This window comes from Vibrio sp. 1069 (assembly GCF_033340555.1).
In genome coordinates, this window is the sequence record NZ_JAWOWP010000002.1 from 623,963 (window position 1) to 644,834 (window position 20,872).

Genomic DNA, 20,872 nt, shown 5'->3' on the forward strand with positions numbered 1-20,872 from the left:
TTATGGCCATTATCAAAAGTAAAACTAAGCCAACTGACGAGTTATTTCTTTCCAATAAAGCTGCGATGGAAACGTTGGTCACTCAACTGAATCAACACATCGATACCATCAAACAGGGAGGCGGTGAAAAAGCCATTCAGCACCAGAGGCAAAAAGGAAAACTCCCAGCCCGAGAACGCATCGCGCGCTTGCTTGATGACAACACTGACTTTCTTGAAATCAGCCAGTTTGCCGCCTGGCAGGTGTATGACGAAGCGATCCCATGCGCTGGCGTTATCGCCGGCATTGGTATCATAGAGGGAATTCAATGCATGGTTATCGCCAACGATGCTTCGGTAAAAGGTGGAACCTACTACCCACTCTCGGTAAAAAAACACCTAAGAGCGCAAGAGATTGCCCAACGTTGCCAACTCCCCTGCGTGTACTTGGTGGACTCCGGTGGCGCAAATCTCCCTCATCAGTCCGACGTCTTCCCCGACAAAGAACACTTTGGTCGCATTTTCTTTAACCAAGCGAGAATGTCAGCGAAAGGCATTCCCCAAGTTGCTGTTGTGATGGGGCTTTGCACTGCTGGGGGCGCGTACGTTCCTGCCATGGCGGATGTCTCCATTATGGTTAAAGAGCAAGGCACCATTTTTTTGGCGGGGCCACCTTTGGTGAAAGCGGCCACTGGCGAAGTCGTGACGGGTGAAGAGCTCGGCGGTGCAGACGTGCATTGTCGGAAATCTGGTGTCGCAGATTATTACGCTGAAAATGATGAACATGCCCTAATGCTTGCGAGAGAAGCCATTGCCAATGCCAATAGAACAAGACCTGTTAAGCCAGAAAACACCGTACTTCCTCCCCGCTACGACGCAGAAGAAATCTACGGAATCGTGAATGCAAACTTACGACTGTCATTCGACGTTCGAGAAATTATTGCCCGCATCGTCGATGATTCTGATTTCGACGAATTCAAATCCTTGTACGGCAGAACGCTAGTGTGTGGCTTCGCTCGTATTCAAGGACACTTGATTGGTATTGTGGCAAACAACGGCATCTTGTTTTCTGAATCGGCACAAAAAGGCGCGCACTTTATTGAGCTGTGCGCCAAACGGAAAATACCGCTTCTCTTTCTCCAAAACATTACCGGCTTTATGGTCGGAAAAAAGGTTGAAGAAGAAGGCATCGCAAAACATGGCGCCAAGTTAGTGATGGCCGTCGCTTGTGCTGACGTGCCGAAGTTTACCGTGATCATCGGTGGATCGTACGGCGCTGGTAATTACGGCATGTGCGGCCGAGCGTATGATCCAACCATGATGTGGATGTGGCCGAACGCGCGTATTTCTGTGATGGGCGGAGAACAAGCAGCAGGCGTTTTAACACAAGTTCGAAAAGACGCGAAGGAACGTCAGGGGGAAGCGTGGTCAGAGCAAGAAGAGCACATTTTTAGAGAATCGATCATAGACTTGTATGAAACACAAGGACATCCCTATTTTGCGAGTGCTCGGCTATGGGATGACGGAATTATTGACCCTAAAAAAACGCGTCAGGTGTTGAGTCAAGCGTTAACGGCAGCATTAAATGCCCCCATTCCTGATAGCGAGTTTGGCGTCTTCAGAATGTAAACATCCAAAGATGAATTAAGGAAGTTAGTATGCAGGAAATGCAACCAAGCATTATTCCCAACGCCCAAAGGCAAGATGATGTTCTTTGGCATGTCGATGATAATGGCGTAGCGACCATTACCCTAAACAGAACAGCCAAACACAATGCTTTTGACGCTTGTACGATCGACTTGCTGATCCACCGCCTAGATTATCTCGCTTTACGAACGGATGTGCGGTGCTTGGTATTAAGAAGTAACGGTAAGCATTTTTCATCCGGGGCCGATTTGAATTGGATGCAGTCGATGGCCGAAAGCACGAGGCAAGATAACTTCGTTGATGCCCAAAACTTGGCAAGACTCATGGAAACATTAGATTCGTTCCCTCAACCCACCATCGCAGTTGTTCAAGGTTCCGCTTATGGTGGTGCTTTAGGGTTGATTTGTTGTAGTGATATCGCCATCGCAAGCCAAAGTGCCAACTTTTGCTTAAGTGAAGTTAGACTTGGTTTAGTTCCAGCAACCATTGCGCCTTACGTCATGCGCGCGATGGGGAATAGACAAGCTAGACGCTATATCTTAAGTGGTGAAGTCATTTCAGCCGAAGATGCCGAACGGTTTGGTATTGTGCACGAAGTGAAAGAAGCCAAACAGCTTGAAAATGCGGTCGATAGCGTAATCAAGACGTTGCTACTTAATAGCCCAGATGCGATGCGTAAAGCGAAAACGCTCTGCCATCAATGTCATCAAAACCCCATCGAACAACAACTGATTCACTATACTAGCAAGCTCATTGCGGACATTAGAGTATCACCCCAAGGTCAAGATGGGCTGCAAGCGTTTCTTGAAAAACGTAGCCCAAGTTGGGTCACCAAGTCACAGGACAAGTAATGCTACCTTCCAAAGTAAAGATTGTCGAAGTAGGTCCTAGAGATGGGTTGCAAAATGAACCTCCTGTTGCGACCCAGACTAAAATCCGGCTGATCAACTTACTCTCTGATACTGGGTTAACGCATATTGAGGCGGGCTCTTTTGTTTCGCCCAAATGGGTGCCACAAATGGCGGACTCAACAGAGGTCATGAAAGCAATAACAAGGCGAAATCATGTTACTTATTCTGCCCTGACACCAAACCTAAAAGGCTTCGAACAAGCCTTGGAGGCTGGTGCCAATCAGGTCGCGATTTTCACTTCATCATCAGAAGGATTCTGCCAACACAATATCAATTGCTCGATTGCAGAAAGCCTAACTCGCTTCGAACCTGTAATGCGATTAGCCACCAAACACGGCATCCCTGTTCGTGGCTATCTATCCTGCGTTGCCGACTGCCCTTACGATGGCCCGACAGCCCCTAAACAAGTGGCGAGCGTGGTCAAATCACTCATCGATTTAGGGTGTTATGAGGTGTCTCTAGGCGACACAATCGGTACAGGCACGCCAAACCGTATCGCTGCTATGCTGGAAGCCGTCATGTTGGTTGCACCTCTTCCCCAGCTTGCTGTCCATTTCCACGACACATGGGGACAAGCTCTCACCAACATTTATCAGGCATTGAGTATGGGCATCAATACCATCGACAGTAGTGTAGCTGGGCTGGGTGGATGCCCATACGCTCATGGCGCATCAGGAAATGTCGCAACGGAGGATGTACTGTATTTATGCCAAGGGTTAGGAATAGAAACGGGGATCGACTTAGAGCTACTGGCTAAAGCTGGCTGGATGATCAGCGAAGAGCTGGGTCGGCAGCCTACATCAAAAGTGTCATTAGCATTGCGTAACCGCGTATTATCACTTTCGTAGAAGGCCATCCGGCACCTCAAATTCTCCCAACCCAAGTTAATTTGCTCTACTTTCGGGTAGGGAAGCGAAACCGCCCGCCAGTACGATAAATAATTAGAGAAAATAAGATAAGCACACAACCTACTAGTTTATTTGCCGTTAGTACTTCGCCATACCACAGCACGCTCAGAATAACCGTCCAAACTGGTTCTAATATCATAATTAGAGCAGCGTTACCTGCCTGAACAAATTTTTGCCCCATGGTTTGCATTACGTAACGCAAGCTCGTCGCTAATAAGGTACTCAACGCAAACCACCACCAAATAGAGGAGTCCACCTCTACCGGGAAAGATTCCATAAAAAATGAAACCAACAAACCTAAACAACCTGCTGAAAAAAGTTGCACGCAAGTAAGCAGCAGCACAGGTAGTTTTTGAGAGTATTTGCTGTTCACATTAAAATGAAGCGCCAAAACCAGTGCTGCACCAAGAAACCACAATTGACTGGCCGATTGTTTCCAGCCACCAACTAAAGAAAGACAAGCAAGACCTAATACAGCGATAGGCAAAGAAAGCCAGAAAATTCGTTGTGGTCGTTGACGAAACATAACCCATGCAACAATCGGCACAAACAGCATGGAAAGGCTCATGATAAATGCGCCTTCCCCGAGAGTATCACTGATAGAAATAGCGTAAATCCATGTCATAACGGCACTGCCTAACAGGAGCCCGACACCACCAGCAGAAAGCACATCTTTTAAGTTTGCTTTCAGCAAAGGTCGGTAACATAGAGGCAGTAAGCAGAGCGAAGCGATAGTAAATCGCGCCCCAATAAAGCCAAAAGGTGGTAAACCCTGTATTGTTTCCTTAGAGAATATCCAGCCAAGTGCCGCGATCATCGTCGTCGCAACCAGAATAACCGTCGCTTTGCGTTCTGAGTTAAACATAAGTACTCACAAAATATGGAACACACAATAGCGCAGCAAGAGAGTTTTACTGCGCTATTGTGTAAATTTGAAAGGGGTTTGTGTCGAGCGAAAAAGTGAAAGCCCGATCCTCTCCTGTATTGTTGTCACGCAGATTGAAGTTCTGCTGCTAGATACATTAAATGCAGGCAAAGTCTTAAGGCAAGCCTTTTCGCATACTAAATTACTTTAGGCATTCTATACAGCAAGCAAACTGGCTAAAACCTGTACCGGGTGTCGAACTACCTCCCCTTCAAAACGCTTAACTTGACTGCGGCAGGAGTACCCCGTGGCTAACACACGCTCAGTGGGCAGGTTCTTTATATTCGGTTTCCAACTAAGCTGATATATAGCTTCAGACGTACTTTTCTTATCCACTTCATGTCCGAATGTCCCAGCCATGCCACAACATCCCGTAGGTATGACTTGCAGATTTAAGCCAAAGTGCTGAAAAATAGACTGCCAAGATTTCTCAGCCTCCGGTATTTTGGTCTTTTCTGTGCAATGCGCCATCAAATACCAAGGCTCTTCATCCGATACACGTACTGGCGGCCATTCATTAAGTGTATCCACCAACCACTCATGAGCCGTATAAACTGTAAATTCGCCTCGCTTCTCTTTTAGAGCCTGATAGTACTCATCACGATAACAAAGAACTAAGGCCGCATCGACACCGATCATAGGAATTTCAAGTTCAGCAACTTGGTTGAGAAAATCCGAAGTGTTTTGTGCATTTCTGGCGAATTTCTTAAGGAAACCTTTTACATGTTGAGCTTTCCCATTAGGTTTGAAAGGCAGAACAACAGGGTGTTTCCCTAACCGCTGCAATAACTGAATAAAATCCGCAACCAACTCGGCTTCATAAAAGCTGGTAAATGGATCTTGAACAATCAAGACGTAATTTTGCTTCACTTCTGGGGAAAGCGATTCTAGATACGCAAAGTCAAACGGGCTCACGCCAAGTGCCTGACATCGACTTTGCAACGTAGGGATCGATAGCACTGGCGAATCAATAAAACCGATGGATGTCTCTAATACTTGCGTAACAGGCCTACTAGATGCAATTCGATTAACCAGCTTGGGAGCTTTTGCCATAATCGGCAGCAGTTGCTCAATATTCGACACCAGATAGTCGCGCAGAGGTCTGCGATAACGAGAGTGATAGAGGTGTAAAAAACGTGCTCTAAAATCAGGCACATCAACTTTAACAGGACACTGACTCGCACACGCTTTGCACGCTAGACAACCGTTCATCACCTCATAAACTTCATGCGATAAATCATCAGATGCGGGGCGAGATATCAGTTGACTCAGCTTCTGAGCCAAAAGCTTAACCGATAACGTTTGATTGAGAAGTTGCAGTTCGTTGGCGAGCAAATCGAAGTCACTGTCATTAAGGCGACGCAGCCATTCACGCATTATCCCCGCCCTCCCTTTCGGAGAGTGGCGACGATCGGCTTTCACTTTAAATGATGGACACATTGGGCTATCAGCATCGTAATTAAAACACAGCCCATTGCCATTGCAAGACAGTACGGGCTTAAGCGACTCTCGGACTTCTACGGGGATCTGACGATCATAGTAGCCACGCTTGGTCGCTGTGACTTTTACCATTTCAGCGTCGCTATTCAGTGGTGTGCAAATCTTCCCCGGATTCATTTTATTGTCGGGGTCAAACGCCGCTTTAATACGCCTTAATTCAGTAAAGAGCTCATCACCAAAGAAGGCAGGTCCATATTCTGAGCGATATCCTTTACCGTGCTCTCCCCACATTAAGCCATTGTATTTTGCCACCAGCGCGACCACATCATCGGACAGTTGATGCATCAACGCTTCTTGTTCGGGGTCACACATATCGAGCGCTGGACGCACGTGAAGAACGCCTGCATCCACATGCCCAAACATGCCATAATGCAGGTTATTGCTGTCTAGCAACGTACGAAATTCCGCGATAAAGTCCGCCAAATTTTCAGGCGGCACACAGGTATCTTCCGCGAATGCAATCGGCTTTGCCTGACCTTTAGTCGCGCCAAGCAGCCCAACCGCTTTCTTGCGCATTACATAAATAGCTTGGATGTCTTTGGGGTCGCGACAGACTTGATAGCCGATGATACCACTGCGTCGATGAACGATTTCTTTATCAAGAATTAAAAGTAAGCGTTCAACTTTATCCTCAATATCATCGCTTTGACTGCCTGCGAACTCGACAAAGTTAATCCCTTGCATCTCTTTGCCCTGCACGTCTGAGATCGCGTGTTTTACCGAATGCCAGACAATGTCTTCTCTTGCAAGATTGAGTACCTTTGCATCAACTGTCTCAACCGATAGCGCCTCTGCTTCGACCATCAAGGGCGCATTTCGTAGCGCAGAGTCAAAACTATCGTATTTAACGTTCACTATTAGTCGCGTGGTAGGTATTCGCGTAAGATTGAGCTTGGCTTCAGTGATAAAAGCTAACGTACCTTCAGAGCCACATAATATTCTCGTGACGTCAAACTCTTCACTCTTGTCGTTGATGGCGTTTTTTAGGTCATAACCAGTAAGAAATCGATTCAGAGGAGGAAACTTATCCAGAATCTGTTGACGCTTGTCTCGACAAACTTCCTCCGTAATTTTTAACGCTCGCGATACTACATCACTGTTTAACCATTTGTTTTGTTGAATTGCTTCGGTATCGAGAACCGAACCATCCGCCAATACGGCTTTGAGTGCCAACACATGATCCGAGGTTTTACCATATTGCAAAGAGCCTTGGCCTGATGCATCAGTATTAATCATCCCACCTAATGTTGCGCGGTTGCTGGTCGACAGATCTGGCGAGAAGAAATAACCATAAGGGCGAACGATGTCGTTGAGTTGATCTTTGACTATCCCAGTTTCCACTCTCACCCAACCTTCCTGCTCGTTAATCTCTAACACTCGATTCATGTAGCGAGACAGGTCAACCACGATCCCCGAGTTCAATGATTGTCCGTTGGTGCCCGTTCCGCCTCCTCTGGGCGAAAAGGTCAGGTGTTTAAATTCATCACGAGCACTGACCTTGCCAAGTATTACCACATCATGATGGTTGGCAGGAAAGACGACCGACAACGGAAGTTGCTGGTAGACGCTGTTGTCAGTCGCCATACTCAATCGAGTGGTATAGCGAGCATCAGTATCCCCCTTGAAACCAAGCTGTTTAAGGGTGTTAAAGAACTTGATAACCACAGGATCAGAAGAAACCTGTAGCGGAAGTGCAGGAAGCATAATTTGAATCAGTGCCTTACGGTTGTCTTTTTAGGTTCATAACATGAATGTGGAGTTAAAAGCGGTAGAGGCGCTTGGGGTTATCGACCAGAATCTTGCTAAACAGTGTCGTATCTTGCGTCCAGTGCCACAAGGTATCTAACAACTGGCCATCATTTGGCATCTCAGCAGCAAAACATGGGTGAGGCCAATCCGAACCCCAGACACATTGCGCTTCATTCGCTTCTAACAAAGCTTGAGCAAATGGAGAAACGTCATCATAAGGCGGCGATTGAGGCGACAAACGATACGGAGCCGACAGTTTTGTCCACACTTTCCCTTCGGCCTTAAGCTTCAATAAGGTTTGAAAACCAGGATGAGAAATCAGCTTGTTTGTTGGCATATGTCCAAGATGATCAATCACTACGGGCACGGGTAAAGCTCTTAATCGATGATATAAGTCATCAAACTGCGAAACATCAATTAAGCATTGAAGGTGCCAGTGTCGCTCTGCAAGGCGAGCCGCTAAACGCTCAACATCACGCCACTCAATACCACCTTTAAACAGCAAATTCATCCGTACACCACAAAATCCCGCTTCTTGTAGCTCATCAAGCGTTTGCTTAGACACATCCGCATCCACGACCGCGACGCCTTTGTAGTCGTAACCTTGCTGGCGTAAATACCGTAATGTATCAAGATGCAACTGGTTGTCATTGCCATACACACTCGGCTGAACCAGAACGCCATGACGGATGCCTAATTGCTTGTGCAAATGCAGGTACGCGCCGACGCTGGCATCGGGTGGCGTGTAGGTTCGCGTTTCACAGTACGGATAACGTGAAGAAAAAACGTGGGCGTGACAATCAACCGCGCCTTCAGGAATCGCGATTGTTGGTTTATGTACAAATGGGTCCGCCGCTTCACAAAATGGAATTATGCTCATCGAAAATCATCCTGTCAGAAAGGTAGAGGTGCCATAAACGAAAGCACCTCTTGAAGACTTAACTGAAGTTCTCACTCAACCAGTTCGCGATCACGCCAGAGAATTGAATAAACTTAGGATCGTCGTCCAACATCCACTCGGTGTGACCACCTTCAGGCAGTAAGAATAGAGATTTCGGCCCAGGGTATTTCGCGTACAGCGACTTTGCTTCGGTCACTGGGTGAAGGTCGTTTTCTGCACCGTGCGCAATCAAGATTGGCGCGTCTGCAAATCGCTCGTCCAGTAGGGCTTCCGGTTTGAAATTGATGAGAGAATCCGCAAAATCCAGATCAGATGTCACGCCGTAGCCCGGCGCTTTGACCAGTTCAGTAAATACATATTCGCGGCTTACTGGGTCAAGCGGGTAGATTTCAAATGGATCAATCCCCTGCTTTTCTCCACCAAGAGCAAGACGTGTACGCTCTTCTAACATAAATTGACGGAACGCTTTCCAGCCGTGCTCGCCACGTTGAGCAACCTGAACACGTACCGCATCATAAAAGCCGTTCATGGAGATAAGGCCATCAATCCCATCTTGGCAAACTCGGTAAGCATCAAGAATTAATCCACCCGCCATTCCCCAGCCAGCCAGTACGACTTTGCGGCCTTCCTCGTCAGCGCGCTGTTTCACAACCGCAACCGCGTTCGCGATATCGCGTACTTGTTCATCCAAAATAACTCGCTCACGAATGCCCTCAGATTCACCAAAGCCACGGTAGTCAAATCCGAATACCGTAAAACCCTTCGCAGTTAAGGCTCTCGCGTAACGCTCTGGGTGTATATTTTTTTGCCCAGTAAAGCCTGAGCAGACAATAACGATCGGTAAGTCTGGGTTGTTAACGTTCTCGTCAGTAAAGAAAGCGCCATCAAGGCGTAGACCATCACTAATTACTGGGGCTTTTTGTTCAATCATAATTATCTCGTCCAAATGAATGTGTATGCTCGACAAAGAAGTCCTTGTCTTAAGTCACATCATGTTCGAATTTTGATAGCAATAATTTAACAATTGCGACATTCTTATCCAGAAATACGACATAGATGAACTGCCCACTTGGTGACCACAGAGAATGAAAACGACACACACGTATCGCATTGGTTTTTTCCTTATTCCTGATTTTTCGATGCTCTCTTTTTCGGCGGTTATCGAACCTCTTCGAATGGCCAACCGCCTCGCTGGTTGCGATTTGTATCAGTGGGATATTTATGGATTCGAAGATAAAGAAGTGTCGGCCAGTAATGGCGTTTCATTCTCGCCAACACAGTCAGTCAACAACATTGCTCATTTAGACTTGCTGCTGGTTGTGGCAGGTATTGGCGCCCATGTTGCTGCTGCGAGTGGCTCGGTGAATCAGTGGTTAAAGCAAGCGCTTCGTCAAGGCATCGCCGTGGGCTCGACTTCGACAGGCAGCGTATTGTTAGCAAAAGCTGGCCTGTTAAAAAACAAAACGTGTACCGTGCATTGGGAGTCCGCCAACAGCCTGGCAGAGGAGTTTCCAAACATTAACGTGACCAGTGAGTTGTACGAATTCGACCCACGCACACCAACTTGTTCGGGCGGCTTAGCCGGTTTGGATATGATGCTTCATTTAATTACAAACCAACATGGGAGTGACTTGGCGAATCAAGTGGCAGAGCAATGCATTCACCCTGCGATTCGACCCGCGCATGATAAACAGCGGATGTCGTTAATCCGTAAGCACAACATCCGCCACCCGCGCCTGCTCGACGCTGTAGAGATCATGGAAGCCAACATGGAAGAGCCGCTAAAGTGCTATGAAATTGGCGAACAAGTAGGATTATCGGTCAGGCAGATGGAAAGGTTATTTTTGCAATACTTGCAAGACAAACCAGGCAATTACTACCTTCAATTGCGCTTAGAACGCGCTCAACATTTGTTGTTGCAAACCATGCTGTCCATCACTCAAATCAGCACGGCTTGTGGGTTCAGTTCTACATCGTATTTTGCGCGCTGCTACAAAAAACGCTATGAAAAAACGCCGCGTGAAGAGCGACGTTTAGCTTAAGATTGAGTAAGAGAAAGGAGTTCAATCTCTTCGATCTCATCGTGATGTGTCAGACGGCTTATCGGACAACGTGCCTTGGTAAAGCAATGATAGCCAAGCAATTACCTGCTCTTTACTGGCTTTATCAAGTTGCAAACAGCCCTCTTCTATCGCTGACACGTGCGAGGCGGGCAGTTCTTTCTCTGCCAAAGTACGAAACTTACCTCGCATCTCGCCTCGACTGAGCGGATTTTCAGGATTACCTCGCGCAATACAGGGAGGCGAAGTCAGTTTGTCGCCATTTTTCAACGTCACCACGACATGCGCCCAACGTTCGGCTGGAAACTTATCATTGTAAGCGGACTCTTCAATTAACTTCATCCGCTCCGTAAGTGCCAAGCGAGAAGGCTCTTTCAGTCCTTTGGTGACGGCTTCTACCGTGACCGTATTATCCATGACCGCACTCGCGACTGAAAATGGCAAACTGTACTGAGCCTGCTCGGTTGTCTCTGGGCGCTTGGTATGCAGGCACACCGCCTGGTGAAAGCTGTGAACTTCGATAAGTTCAATCTCATCAGGTTCTAGTTTATTTTCTTGTTGCAGCGCTCTCACCGCTTCAACCGCGGGTTGAGCCCAACGACAAACCGGATACGGTTTAAAGTATTGTTCCAGGATATACCAGCGCTGCCCTAAATCTGCCCACAAAGCGTGAGTTTGTTGATCCAGCAGAGTCACGGCTGGCGCGCCAGTAAAGCCCTCTTCTGCCAGTTCTGCACTGGCAAAGCCCGCCATCGCTCCCCAGCCAGAGCCGTCTTTGAGCATGGTTGGATGTTCAATACAACGCATCATTTGGCTGCGTGGACCATAAAACTCAGCAATGCCGAGCGCATGCTCTGTTTGTGCATCCGTTAAGTCTTTTCTTCTTGCAGACACCGCAGCGACGCCCAACGCATTCCAAGCACCAGAAGTATGATAATCACAAGCGGTTTGATGCAGCGCGATTCCGGCGCGAGTTGCTATTTCGTAGCCAATGACGAGGGACGTTAATAACTCTTCTCCCGTAACTGCTGAATCATGCATACTGGCGAGCAGCCCCGGCAAAACAGCAACGCCTACATGGCCTTTTGTCAGGACTTGGCCGTCGTGCGCGTCCATACTGTCAATCAACATGCCGCCATATAGAGTCGCCCCACAACCACTGGCCGTGTGATCAGAAAACAGCATCGGCGTATCACCGGCAAACTGCTTCTGCGCGAGTTTAGCTACCATATTTTGCAGTTGCGTCGCTTTACCTGCTGCGGCGACACCTAACAGATCCAAGACGCAATATTTCGCTTGTTCAATAACGTCAGCTGGAAGCTGTTCAAAGGTTAGTTCGTGAATAAATCGATGAATAGATTGCATCATCTACTGCTCCAGTTTTAGAGTTTTGCCTTCGACAATAGCGTTGTGATCAATGGTGTATTGCTGTCTCGCACGGTAGGCAGCTCGAATCTGGCTTTGTCAATATCGTCCAATGACAAGGTTGCAGTTATCAAGGTTTCACCGTCTTCTGCCTGCGCCAATAGCTCACCCGTTGCAGACAAAATACAGCTTCCTCCCCAAAACCACGCTTCGCCCTCTGGCCCGTAACGATTGGCCATTAAAACTGGGGTTCCGTAGAGCACCGCATAGAATTTAACGTTAACTAACCAGTTGTCTTCATTGGAAAAGTCTTTACTGACAATACTGCTGGCCGAGTTGATCGGCGCGAGCAAGATTTCAGGCTTATCGAGTAGCGCGCAATGAACCAAAGGTGGGTTCCATAAATCGGCACAAATTAAAACCGAGCCTCGCCAATTTTCATCAAGAGAAACGCTGGTGGTAGCCTCTCCCGAATGAAACCACTTACCCTCTTCAAGCCCACCATAGGTTGGTAAATTGACTTTACGATGCACAGCAACCACCGTACCACCGAGCAACCAAGCCATCGCGTTGTAGTATTCTCCCGGAGCGGCCTGTTCAACAAAGCCGACAATCACGGACATCTGCGGTGCAAGTTGCGCAAGCTCTTTAAGCCGAGCATCATCACGCTTCATGGCAACTTCACGCACAGAGGATTGGAGCTGGTATCCGGTCAAGGAGAGTTCAGGAAACAGCAATAGCTGCGACCCTATGGCCGCAGCTTGCTTTATGTAATCCTGATGAGTATTCAGATTGGCATTCACATCGCCTAACTGGGCGTTGATTTGGGCCACACTGACTTGCAGGATAGTCATGGTATTACCCCAAGTTATGCTCAGATAGGAACTGGCTTGCGACTTCTGAGATCGAACGTCGCTCCACATCAACTTGTTGATTCAATGTCGACATCGTATCGCCATCGATCGCCGCAGAAAGCGCGTTCATTTGCTCGGCAAGGTCTGGGTTCGCATCTAGCGTTTCTTGGCGAACCACAGGAGTGATCGCGTAATCAGGGAAGAACTGTTTGTCATCCGTTAAAACGGTAAAACCAAATGCTTTGATACGACCATCTGTTGCAAATACGAGCGCAGCATCGACTTCTTGCCCTTTTAGCGCATCATAAGTTAACCCAGTATCCATGCGTTTCACTTGGTCTCGTGAAGCTTTGAATTTGTAGGTTTTTTGTAAAGGTCGGAAGCCATCTTTTCGTGCATAGAATTCCGCATTCAAAGCAATGGTCATTGGCGGGTCTTGGCGCATTTGCTCGGCAAACTCGGACAAGGTTGAGATGCCACGTTGTTTCGCATCGTCACTGCGCATAGCGAGCGCGTAGGTGTTGTTCGCTTTTGAAGGGTTAAGCCAAACTAGGCCTTTCTTCGCATCGAGTTCCTTAACGCGTTGATACACTTGCTCTGCTGGGAGCTTGTCTTTGACTTTGTTGTAAATGATCAGTGATGTGCCCGTGTATTCCCAATAAAGATCAATCTGGCCGTTTTCTTGCGCTTTACGCAAAACCGCACTGCCCATGCCCGAACGCTTATCAACGTCGTAGCCTTTTTTGGTTAAATATTGAGACGTGATCTCCGTTAAAAGCTGTTGTTCTGTAAAGTTTTTGCCACCTACGACGATTTCCGCGGATGCGTGAAAACTTGAAAGCAGTACACCAACGGCCAGCAAGCGGCGAGTAATTTGCTTTAACATGTTTGACTCCTGTCTGTGTTCAATTTTTAGGATTGTTATTGTCTAGCTCTAATAGGGTTACAGCCTTTAGGTACAGTGACATAGGAAACGGCTCCTACCACACTGTCGATAGCGATAGCCAACATCGCTGTAGGAATAGCGCCTGCCAGCATCATGATGGGTTCATCCAGATCAATACCGGTAAAAATGAGCTCCCCTAACCCACCGCCACCAATTAAGAAGGCCAGTGGCACGGTGCCCACGTTGACAGCTAACGCCGTGCGGATACCGGCAAAAATGACGAACAGCGCATTAGGAATTTCAACCTGAAATAACATTTGTAACTCGGTCATACCAATGCCTGACGCCGCTTCTTTTAAATGAGCGGGCACTTCTTTCAGCCCGATGTAGGTGTTTCTGACAATCGGCAACAACGAGGCAATCGTCAGCCCAAATACCGCAGGCATGGTGCCAATGCCAAGAAAGCTCATTGCCAGCGCAAGAATAGCTAAAGTAGGAATCGTGGTCCCCACATTCAAAACCTGCATCGCCGATTCTGCGACTTTCTGAAAACGAGGACGGCTGAGCAATACGCCGACGGGAATAGCGATTAGGATCGCCAATCCACCAGACAGCAGCACCAGTTCAATGTGCTGAACCGTCAAATAAACAATGTCTTCTTGGTAGTAGAGGAAATCATCGATCGTACCCGCGCCTTGTAAATAAATACCCAACGCAAAGACACACGCCAATAAAACGAAATAGTAGGTTTGTTTTAGCTGATTGGTCACGATGCCTCCTTAGCCTGATGCAATGGCTGTGGCTCACTAAGAGAGGTATCGCGCTGATAAGTTGCGCCTAGATAATGAGTAATGCCGCGCTGTGTGACTTCGCCCACTAAGCGGCCATTCTCGTCAACACACGGCATCCAAACAATGTCGTGCGTGAACATTTTCGACGCGACTTTACGCAGATCATCCGTGGTTCGGGCGATTGTTTTCAGGCCAACATAATGTTCACCGCAGTACCCCTTCATATTGATTGCTGTAGCTTTTGGCACATAACCGATAGGCTGGTGTTGGCCATTTACTAATATCACGGCGTCGCGATACCCATACGCGTCAATTTTGGTTAAAGCGTCGGCAAGCGTCTCGTTAGGTTTCACGTGCGCAAAGGTGGTCTGCATGACGGACTCAGCCGTCACTAAGCGTAGACGTTTAAGTGCGCGATCATCTCCGACAAAGTTTTTCACGAAATCATCTTTCGGGTGTGCGAGCAAATCGTCAGGCGTATCGTACTGAACCAGATGACCATCGCGGAAAATCGCAATTCTATCGGCCATTTTGACCGCTTCATCAATGTCATGACTGACAAACATGATGGTCTTGTTGAGCTCTTGCTGCATTTTAAGGAACTCATCCTGGATTACTTCACGGTTGATCGGGTCAATCGCACCAAAAGGTTCATCCATCAGCATGACGGGAGGATCCGCAGCTAGCGCTCGAGCAACTCCAATTCGTTGCTGCTGTCCGCCAGACAACTCATTTGGATAACGATTAAGAAAGACACTAGGATCAAGAGCAACCATCTCCAATAGCTCTTTTGCACGCGTCATGTACCTTGCCTTATCCCACCCTAATAACTTGGGAACCACCGCGATGTTTTCGCCGATCGTCATGTTGGGAAATAAGCCAATTTGCTGAATAACATAGCCGATGTTGCGGCGCAGAGTGACTGTATCCATCCCAGAAGTATCTTCACCGCCAAGATAGATCTTGCCCGATGTCGCGGGAATAATTCGGTTGACCATTTTCAGCGTGGTGGTTTTGCCACAACCGGACGGGCCAAGTAGCACACATATTTCACCACTGGGAACTTCCATCTCAATGTGATCTGCGGCAGTCACCGGGCCATTAGGCGTTTCAAAAATTTTGGTTAGCTTGTCAATTTTGATCATTTGAATGTCCCTATTATTTGTCCTTTATCGAGCAGCGGTTAGGCCCGGTGGCGTTAATCTTTTTTGTAGTCGAATCAATCCGTAATCCACGATGATAGCCAGAAGGCTGACGGCGATGGCACCAACGATCAGTTGTCGAGGATCACTTTGCGAGATGCCACGGCTGATAAACACGCCCAGCCCACCAGCTCCGATATACGCGGCGATCGCCATAACGCCAATATTCATTACTACTGCCGTTCTCACACCCGCCATAATCACCGGAATCGCCAATGGAATTTCCACCATTTTCAAACGTTGAAAAGGCGTCATCCCGATACCGCGAGCAGCCTCTCTGAGCGATGGTTCTACGTTGTGAATTGCGGTATAAGTGTTGCGAATAATAGGCAGCTGAGAATAAAGCAGTACGGTAATCACGGCGGGCACGTAGCCAATCCCATGACCAATGGTCGATAAGAGAGGAATCATCAAACCAAACAATGCGATTGAAGGAATGGTGATAATGATGGACGCTACGTAAAGCACCACTTTCGCAGCGCGCTCATTTTGTGTGATAAGAATGCCGATAGGTACGCCAGTTAAGATGGCAAGCCCAACAGCCAGAGCAACCAAAGAGATGTGCTCCATGGTAAGCGTACCTAGCAGCGCTAAGTTATCTATGGTGAAATTTAGTAAGTCCAAGTAGGTCTCCCCCAACTGTGATTCGCAACCAAGTTAACAGGAGATTAAATTACGCTACTTTTTATTAACAGTGTTGTAAAATAGCGACACGTAAAGATAGAAATACGAAATATTAAGAAAGGAATGAACTGGCTTTCTCATCACCAAAAACACGCTTGATTGGCGATGAGTAGCACTAGTAAACAATTTGATTATATAGGAACTTAAAAGCCTGTGCTGGCATGAAGAACTGACTACAACGAGCGGTTAAATTGCTCCACGGCCTCTACAACACGGCTAGCACCATCTTGTATTTCATTCATCACATTGCCTGCTTTTTCAGAGAGCTCTAGCGTATCTAGTGCTTCTTTTTGGCATTTAGCGATCAGCTTAACTGCGTTATCTGTTCGCTGTAGGTTTTCACTTACCATTGTGACAATTTCATCGGTGGTTGCATTGGTTCTTGTAGCAAGCTGTCTGACTTCATCAGCAACAACGGCAAAACCTCTACCATGCTCACCCGCACGAGCCGCTTCTATCGCCGCATTTAACGCCAATAAGTTAGTTTGGTCAGCGATACCACTGATGCTATTTACCAACTCACTAATACGCGATGAGTGCGCTTTAAGCTCGTCAATCGCGGTGTTCGCTTGCTGCATTTGCTCGGAAAGTATCTGCATCTTTTCTAACGTTGAGCCTATAACCTCTTGCCCTTGCAGGGTTTGTGTTCCAGTTTCTTGCGAGATTTCATTCGCCAATTGCGCAGCCTGGGCCATTTTCTGTTCCTGCATCACCTGCTGGGTAATATCTGTCGCGAACTTAACGACCTTGTAGAGCTCTCCTCTGTCGTTATGGATAGGGTTATATGAAGCCTCTAGCCACACCTCTTCACCATAACGGTTAACTCGTTTGAATCGCTCTGATGAAAATTGCCCTTTTGCTAAACGTTGCCAAAACTCACGGTAAGCTTGAGAGCTCGACTCTTCCTGATCACAAAACATGCGATGATGCTTCCCTAGAATCTGATCAAGCGTATAACCCATTGTGTTTAGGAAATTATCGTTGGCTTTTAAAACATGGCCATCTAATGTGAACTCAATCACCGCCATAGAACGACTTAATGCATTTAGCATGTCCTCTTGCTCACGAGATGATTTGATCGTTCGCGTAAGTTCAGAAGCAAAAACAAAAAAGCTTTCTACTTCTCTGCGCTCATTTAAAACAGGCTGGATAATCGTTCTTAACCAGGCTTCCTCACCATTACCTTTCTGTACTTGCAATGCCCCATTCCAGAACACTTTATCTTGGACGGCTTTCTTCATTCGATGAAAGTGGTCTGTATTGCGCGAATTTGACGGTACCAATTCAGTAATTGATTTCGTTAAGATCTCATCATCATGTAAGAAAAGTTCTTGCTGTAGTTTGGTATTTGCAGAAGTAATGAGGCCTTTACTATCCAATGTTAAGCGGATCATCTCTTCATCTAAACTGGTTTGGATTTGCTGCAGGATTTGCAACTCCTGCTTTAATCGTTGATTTTCTTGTTGAAGCGACTTATTAAAAAACATGACTTTCTCTCATTTGACCGACCTTCGGATTAGTCAAAGGTTTATTATTTGTATACCGAATAAACTGCAAGCGGCAAAATCGTTTGGTTGCATATTCAAACGCGATTTCTATTTCTTATCAAAGGACCCCGCAGGGAATACGGCGATTTTTTCTCCAGTGTAACCTAAGCGCAGTATACTGAAATTTCTTCAGCACCCAAGTTGTTTATATATTTATCAATATTAAAGCTCTTTATCGCCAATTTGAGGTTTGTATTTGTGGATATACTTATATGGAGAAGTGGTGTGTTCAGATCAATAAGCCTTTTCATTTAAAAAAAGGGCCTTGACTTAGTTCCAATAATTTTCGCCGTTTTACCGCTTTTCCACCCGACTTTTGAGCGATTACCCACTCCTTATTCGCTTGTATTTCTATTAATAGCGCACGGAGGAACCAGCAACAAGCGCATCGATTTGCCCAGTATCAATACGTTGTGGTATCCGCTCATTCAGTTTGCCGTGAAGGTGATGAATCACCACCTCACCAGTCGACTCGTCACGATCAGAAATGAGGCAATGAGGTAATGAGGTAATGAGGTAATGAGGTAATGAGGTAATAACGCATGACACCAGAGATTACATTATGTGTCCAACATTGTGCCCACTCCTAAGTTTCATAACTTCCTTCCCTCGGACGCTTCTATCTCTCACCACAGCAACTATGCTTTAAACGACATGTATTCAATTGTCTAGCTTCAACATATGAAGGTTAAGTGAACATAAACAAGCGAAGGAAACAGGGCCATGGAAGTCGATAAAAATGATAAGTTAACAAAAAAATTACAGATAGTGATTCATTGGTCTGTAAGAGTATTGTCGATAGTTATGTTGTTTGTAATCGTCATGGGTGTGATAGATGTTGCATGGACGATATATCAAAAACTTATCACGCCACCTAAACTCATTCTGACGATTTCAGATATGCTAGCCACTTTTGGTGCTTTTATGGCCGTTTTAATTGCTATTGAAATTTTCATCAATATAACTATTTACCTGAGAGAAAATGTTATTCATGTAAAAATCGTCATGGCCACCGCGCTGATGGCAATCTCCCGAAAGGTCATTATTATAGACTTTGAAACCTTGTCTCCAATGTACCTGATTGGAATTGCGGCTGTAGTTCTTAGTATGAGTCTTGGTTACTGGCTGATCCATAAACTGCCCAATAAGAGCCATACTGAATAAACTTCTCAGCCTCCCGACTTTTCAGATACTCTCACGGCATGAAAAAGTCTTGTCTTGGCACGTTGAAGCTAATAAATTCCTCTATGCTAGGCTCTATATACTGCGAGACTACAAGATTATAGAGTAGTGCCTAGGCGGAGAAATTATCGATATTGTTTTCTAGCAGCTAATCTTTGAGTATTGGCACAGCTCAATGGGGGCAAGTGTTGCTCCAGTTCCCCCATCTGATATATACCCTCAACATCTATGCATTTTACTTTCAACTTTTCCGTGGTCCTCTTAAACAAGGTCGTCACGAGTAGCCTGAAGGATTACATCCGGCTAGAAGTAACAGCCAGAAAAGTGATTGTCAGGTGGTCGGTCATCTCGCCGTAAAATTAGCTCTTAACGTATACCTTCAGCTCAGTTTGCGAAACAGCCTTAAAGGTCAAAGTAACTTTCAATCCCATTCAGAGTGTTGGTCGTGGCCACAGCGGCTAATATCAACCCCATGATCCGACTTACAGCGCTAGCTCCTGTATTCCCAATAATCCTGTGTATGCCGCTGGCCATTAATAGCAAGATATAAACAACCAATAGTACCAGTAGCATCACAGCCACGGTCTGGACTTGCTCCCAAATATTAAACCGCACGTTCTCTGTGAGTAAAACGGCGGCTAATATTGCGCCAGGGCTAGCAATTGATGGAATGGCTAGAGGAAAAACTGCTGTATCATGATGACTATTGAGCGTTCTGATTTCTTCTGCTGGTTTACTCTCACCAAATATCATAGTCAAAGCAAACAAGAACAATACGATACCGCCCGAGATTTGAAACGCAGACAAGGGAATACGCATTGCTGTAAGTATGATTTCACCAGCAACAACAAAAAACAGTAGGATAGCAGCGGAGAATAGAGTCGCAAACAGAGCGACCTTACGCTTTGCCACTTCTTCATAGCTTTTTGTGGCTGCGATAAAAACGGGCACAGTACCTATGGGATCGATGACAGCAAAGAAAAAGATAAAAGTTGCCACAAAGTCAATCATGCTACTTTCTCCAGTACCAATTTAGCTTTAAGGATAGAAGCTCAGCTTGAAGTAGCAGAGAAAATGTTTGACGCTAACATAGCGAGAGCTCATTCAGAAAAACAAAAATGGTGCGTTATTTACAATACAGAACTTACTTCTATCCTATCGATAACTATTAATATCTCAAAGGTAATGACTACCATACCTAACGGTAGTCGCCATCGCTTTAGACTTCTCAGAGAACATCAAAAAAAACAAGTGAACGAGAAGAATATCGACGTCATAAGATAGTGAGGCTTTAGTGTTTATACCAGTGCTCTTTTGACTCCATTTGAGCTTTTACTTCTGCACTATATTCAGCAGTAGGTCGTGCCAATAACCTTGGAATGCCGATAGGTTCTCCGGACTCTAAACAATAGCCATACTCCCCTGTGCGCAAGCGAGCCAACGATTGTTGAATCTTAGGTAACAACTTTTGCTCTCTATCTATGATTCTTAATGCGATTGCAGATTGCTCCTCACTGGACGCCCTATCGCTTTCGTCACTGAATTCCATTGGCGCAATCATCTCTTCTTTCGCGCGTTCAATATGCGCTAACGTCGATTCATAAAGCTCAAATAATCGGTTTTCAAAAAATGCGAGCTGAGCTTCATTCATATAATCCGCCTCGGGCGCTGCAAGAATTTCTTCTTCTGTCATGACATGCTTTTTCTCTTCGTTCATAGAACCTCCACACCGAGATAAGAGTTCGCTCTCTAAATTCCGTACATCTGAATCTGTATAACTTA

The 20,872-nt window shown here is 46.3% G+C and carries 19 protein-coding genes and 1 pseudogene; 5 read left to right on the plus strand and 15 right to left on the minus strand.

The features are described 5' to 3' along the window. Positions 1 to 2 precede the first annotated feature (2 nt). From R7040_RS05880 to R7040_RS05890, 3 genes are read left to right on the plus strand one after another with little or no spacing between them, the layout of a single operon-like run. Positions 3 to 1,607: a carboxyl transferase domain-containing protein gene (locus R7040_RS05880; RefSeq protein ID WP_158173129.1), complete on the plus strand. Its 1,605-nt coding sequence runs from the start codon at positions 3 to 5 to the stop codon at positions 1,605 to 1,607. A gap of 29 nt (positions 1,608 to 1,636) precedes the next feature. Then, the gene (locus R7040_RS05885) at positions 1,637 to 2,476 is read left to right on the plus strand and encodes an enoyl-CoA hydratase-related protein (protein ID WP_318095483.1); all 840 of its coding nucleotides are present in this window, start codon (positions 1,637 to 1,639) and stop codon (positions 2,474 to 2,476) included. Continuing rightward, on the plus strand, positions 2,476 to 3,384 hold the full coding sequence (locus tag R7040_RS05890) for a hydroxymethylglutaryl-CoA lyase (protein WP_042521094.1): 909 nt from the start codon (positions 2,476 to 2,478) through the stop codon (positions 3,382 to 3,384). Before R7040_RS05885 ends, R7040_RS05890 begins: the two co-directional genes overlap by 1 nt. A 46-nt stretch (positions 3,385 to 3,430) precedes the next feature. On the opposite strand, the gene R7040_RS05895 is transcribed toward R7040_RS05890, so the two are convergent. From R7040_RS05895 to R7040_RS05910, 4 genes are all read right to left on the minus strand, one after another. Next, positions 3,431 to 4,309 (minus strand): DMT family transporter, encoded by an 879-nt coding sequence (locus tag R7040_RS05895; RefSeq protein ID WP_017634269.1) that lies wholly within the window; start codon positions 4,307 to 4,309, stop codon positions 3,431 to 3,433. 216 nt (positions 4,310 to 4,525) lie between these two features. After that, positions 4,526 to 7,573: an FAD-binding and (Fe-S)-binding domain-containing protein gene (locus R7040_RS05900; RefSeq protein ID WP_318081132.1), complete on the minus strand. Its 3,048-nt coding sequence runs from the start codon at positions 7,571 to 7,573 to the stop codon at positions 4,526 to 4,528. Positions 7,574 to 7,628: 55 nt separating this feature from the next. Continuing rightward, a complete protein-coding gene (locus tag R7040_RS05905) occupies positions 7,629 to 8,498 on the minus strand; it encodes an amidohydrolase family protein (RefSeq protein ID WP_318081133.1) in 870 nt (289 codons plus the stop codon). A gap of 58 nt (positions 8,499 to 8,556) precedes the next feature. Next, positions 8,557 to 9,450 carry an alpha/beta hydrolase gene (locus tag R7040_RS05910; RefSeq protein WP_262671184.1) on the minus strand — a complete coding sequence of 298 codons (894 nt, stop codon included), beginning with the start codon at positions 9,448 to 9,450 and terminating at the stop codon, positions 8,557 to 8,559. A gap of 154 nt (positions 9,451 to 9,604) precedes the next feature. Here R7040_RS05910 and R7040_RS05915 point away from each other — a divergent pair, with 154 nt between their 5' ends. Continuing rightward, positions 9,605 to 10,561 (plus strand): GlxA family transcriptional regulator, encoded by a 957-nt coding sequence (locus tag R7040_RS05915; protein ID WP_005375751.1) that lies wholly within the window; start codon positions 9,605 to 9,607, stop codon positions 10,559 to 10,561. Between the two features lie 36 nt (positions 10,562 to 10,597). On the opposite strand, the gene R7040_RS05920 is transcribed toward R7040_RS05915, so the two are convergent. The 9 genes and pseudogenes from R7040_RS05920 to R7040_RS30590 all read right to left on the minus strand — a co-directional run bounded on the left by R7040_RS05920 (position 10,598) and on the right by R7040_RS30590 (position 18,457). After that, the gene (locus R7040_RS05920; protein WP_318081134.1) at positions 10,598 to 11,947 is read right to left on the minus strand and encodes an MmgE/PrpD family protein; all 1,350 of its coding nucleotides are present in this window, start codon (positions 11,945 to 11,947) and stop codon (positions 10,598 to 10,600) included. A 14-nt stretch (positions 11,948 to 11,961) separates the two neighbouring features. Then, positions 11,962 to 12,798: a nitrilase-related carbon-nitrogen hydrolase gene (locus R7040_RS05925; protein ID WP_186585209.1), complete on the minus strand. Its 837-nt coding sequence runs from the start codon at positions 12,796 to 12,798 to the stop codon at positions 11,962 to 11,964. 4 nt (positions 12,799 to 12,802) lie between these two features. Further along, positions 12,803 to 13,684: a glycine betaine ABC transporter substrate-binding protein gene (locus R7040_RS05930; RefSeq protein WP_005375745.1), complete on the minus strand. Its 882-nt coding sequence runs from the start codon at positions 13,682 to 13,684 to the stop codon at positions 12,803 to 12,805. Between the two features lie 35 nt (positions 13,685 to 13,719). Continuing rightward, positions 13,720 to 14,454 carry an ABC transporter permease gene (locus R7040_RS05935; RefSeq protein WP_182035719.1) on the minus strand — a complete coding sequence of 245 codons (735 nt, stop codon included), beginning with the start codon at positions 14,452 to 14,454 and terminating at the stop codon, positions 13,720 to 13,722. Continuing rightward, positions 14,451 to 15,620, minus strand: coding sequence for an ABC transporter ATP-binding protein (locus tag R7040_RS05940; protein WP_005389193.1), 1,170 nt, complete (start codon positions 15,618 to 15,620; stop codon positions 14,451 to 14,453). Before R7040_RS05940 ends, R7040_RS05935 begins: the two co-directional genes overlap by 4 nt. 24 nt (positions 15,621 to 15,644) lie before the next feature. Beyond that, on the minus strand, positions 15,645 to 16,247 hold the full coding sequence (locus R7040_RS05945; protein ID WP_274614817.1) for an ABC transporter permease: 603 nt from the start codon (positions 16,245 to 16,247) through the stop codon (positions 15,645 to 15,647). A 287-nt stretch (positions 16,248 to 16,534) separates the two neighbouring features. Then, on the minus strand, positions 16,535 to 17,071 hold the full coding sequence (locus tag R7040_RS30580) for a methyl-accepting chemotaxis protein (protein ID WP_372036153.1): 537 nt from the start codon (positions 17,069 to 17,071) through the stop codon (positions 16,535 to 16,537). Beyond that, positions 17,069 to 17,848: pseudogene (locus tag R7040_RS30585) on the minus strand (PAS domain-containing protein); the annotation flags it as partial. The pseudogene R7040_RS30585 and the gene R7040_RS30580, both read right to left, overlap by 3 nt. A 414-nt stretch (positions 17,849 to 18,262) precedes the next feature. Beyond that, positions 18,263 to 18,457 (minus strand): hypothetical protein, encoded by a 195-nt coding sequence (locus R7040_RS30590; RefSeq protein WP_021036014.1) that lies wholly within the window; start codon positions 18,455 to 18,457, stop codon positions 18,263 to 18,265. Between the two features lie 174 nt (positions 18,458 to 18,631). Between R7040_RS30590 and R7040_RS05960 the strand changes: the two genes are divergently transcribed. Then, positions 18,632 to 19,072 carry a phosphate-starvation-inducible PsiE family protein gene (locus tag R7040_RS05960; protein ID WP_005375731.1) on the plus strand — a complete coding sequence of 147 codons (441 nt, stop codon included), beginning with the start codon at positions 18,632 to 18,634 and terminating at the stop codon, positions 19,070 to 19,072. A gap of 420 nt (positions 19,073 to 19,492) precedes the next feature. On the opposite strand, the gene R7040_RS05965 is transcribed toward R7040_RS05960, so the two are convergent. Next, positions 19,493 to 20,101 carry a MarC family protein gene (locus R7040_RS05965; protein WP_005375727.1) on the minus strand — a complete coding sequence of 203 codons (609 nt, stop codon included), beginning with the start codon at positions 20,099 to 20,101 and terminating at the stop codon, positions 19,493 to 19,495. A gap of 280 nt (positions 20,102 to 20,381) precedes the next feature. Continuing rightward, positions 20,382 to 20,807 carry a TraR/DksA C4-type zinc finger protein gene (locus R7040_RS05970; protein ID WP_017635733.1) on the minus strand — a complete coding sequence of 142 codons (426 nt, stop codon included), beginning with the start codon at positions 20,805 to 20,807 and terminating at the stop codon, positions 20,382 to 20,384. Positions 20,808 to 20,872: the final 65 nt, after the last annotated feature.

Coding starts and splice junctions, on each gene's coding strand:
- R7040_RS05900 (WP_318081132.1), bottom strand. CDS start 7,573: ATGCTTCCTGCACTTCCGCTACAGGTTTCTTCTGATCCTGTGGTTATC.
- R7040_RS05885 (WP_318095483.1), top strand. CDS start 1,637: ATGCAGGAAATGCAACCAAGCATTATTCCCAACGCCCAAAGGCAAGAT.
- R7040_RS05905 (WP_318081133.1), bottom strand. CDS start 8,498: ATGAGCATAATTCCATTTTGTGAAGCGGCGGACCCATTTGTACATAAA.
- R7040_RS30580 (WP_372036153.1), bottom strand. CDS start 17,071: ATGCAGGAACAGAAAATGGCCCAGGCTGCGCAATTGGCGAATGAAATC.
- R7040_RS05915 (WP_005375751.1), top strand. CDS start 9,605: ATGAAAACGACACACACGTATCGCATTGGTTTTTTCCTTATTCCTGAT.
- R7040_RS05945 (WP_274614817.1), bottom strand. CDS start 16,247: ATGGAGCACATCTCTTTGGTTGCTCTGGCTGTTGGGCTTGCCATCTTA.
- R7040_RS05920 (WP_318081134.1), bottom strand. CDS start 11,947: ATGATGCAATCTATTCATCGATTTATTCACGAACTAACCTTTGAACAG.
- R7040_RS05890 (WP_042521094.1), top strand. CDS start 2,476: ATGCTACCTTCCAAAGTAAAGATTGTCGAAGTAGGTCCTAGAGATGGG.
- R7040_RS05940 (WP_005389193.1), bottom strand. CDS start 15,620: ATGATCAAAATTGACAAGCTAACCAAAATTTTTGAAACGCCTAATGGC.
- R7040_RS05930 (WP_005375745.1), bottom strand. CDS start 13,684: ATGTTAAAGCAAATTACTCGCCGCTTGCTGGCCGTTGGTGTACTGCTT.
- R7040_RS05965 (WP_005375727.1), bottom strand. CDS start 20,101: ATGATTGACTTTGTGGCAACTTTTATCTTTTTCTTTGCTGTCATCGAT.
- R7040_RS05880 (WP_158173129.1), top strand. CDS start 3: ATGGCCATTATCAAAAGTAAAACTAAGCCAACTGACGAGTTATTTCTT.
- R7040_RS05960 (WP_005375731.1), top strand. CDS start 18,632: ATGGAAGTCGATAAAAATGATAAGTTAACAAAAAAATTACAGATAGTG.
- R7040_RS05910 (WP_262671184.1), bottom strand. CDS start 9,450: ATGATTGAACAAAAAGCCCCAGTAATTAGTGATGGTCTACGCCTTGAT.
- R7040_RS05970 (WP_017635733.1), bottom strand. CDS start 20,807: ATGAACGAAGAGAAAAAGCATGTCATGACAGAAGAAGAAATTCTTGCA.
- R7040_RS05895 (WP_017634269.1), bottom strand. CDS start 4,309: ATGTTTAACTCAGAACGCAAAGCGACGGTTATTCTGGTTGCGACGACG.
- R7040_RS05925 (WP_186585209.1), bottom strand. CDS start 12,798: ATGACTATCCTGCAAGTCAGTGTGGCCCAAATCAACGCCCAGTTAGGC.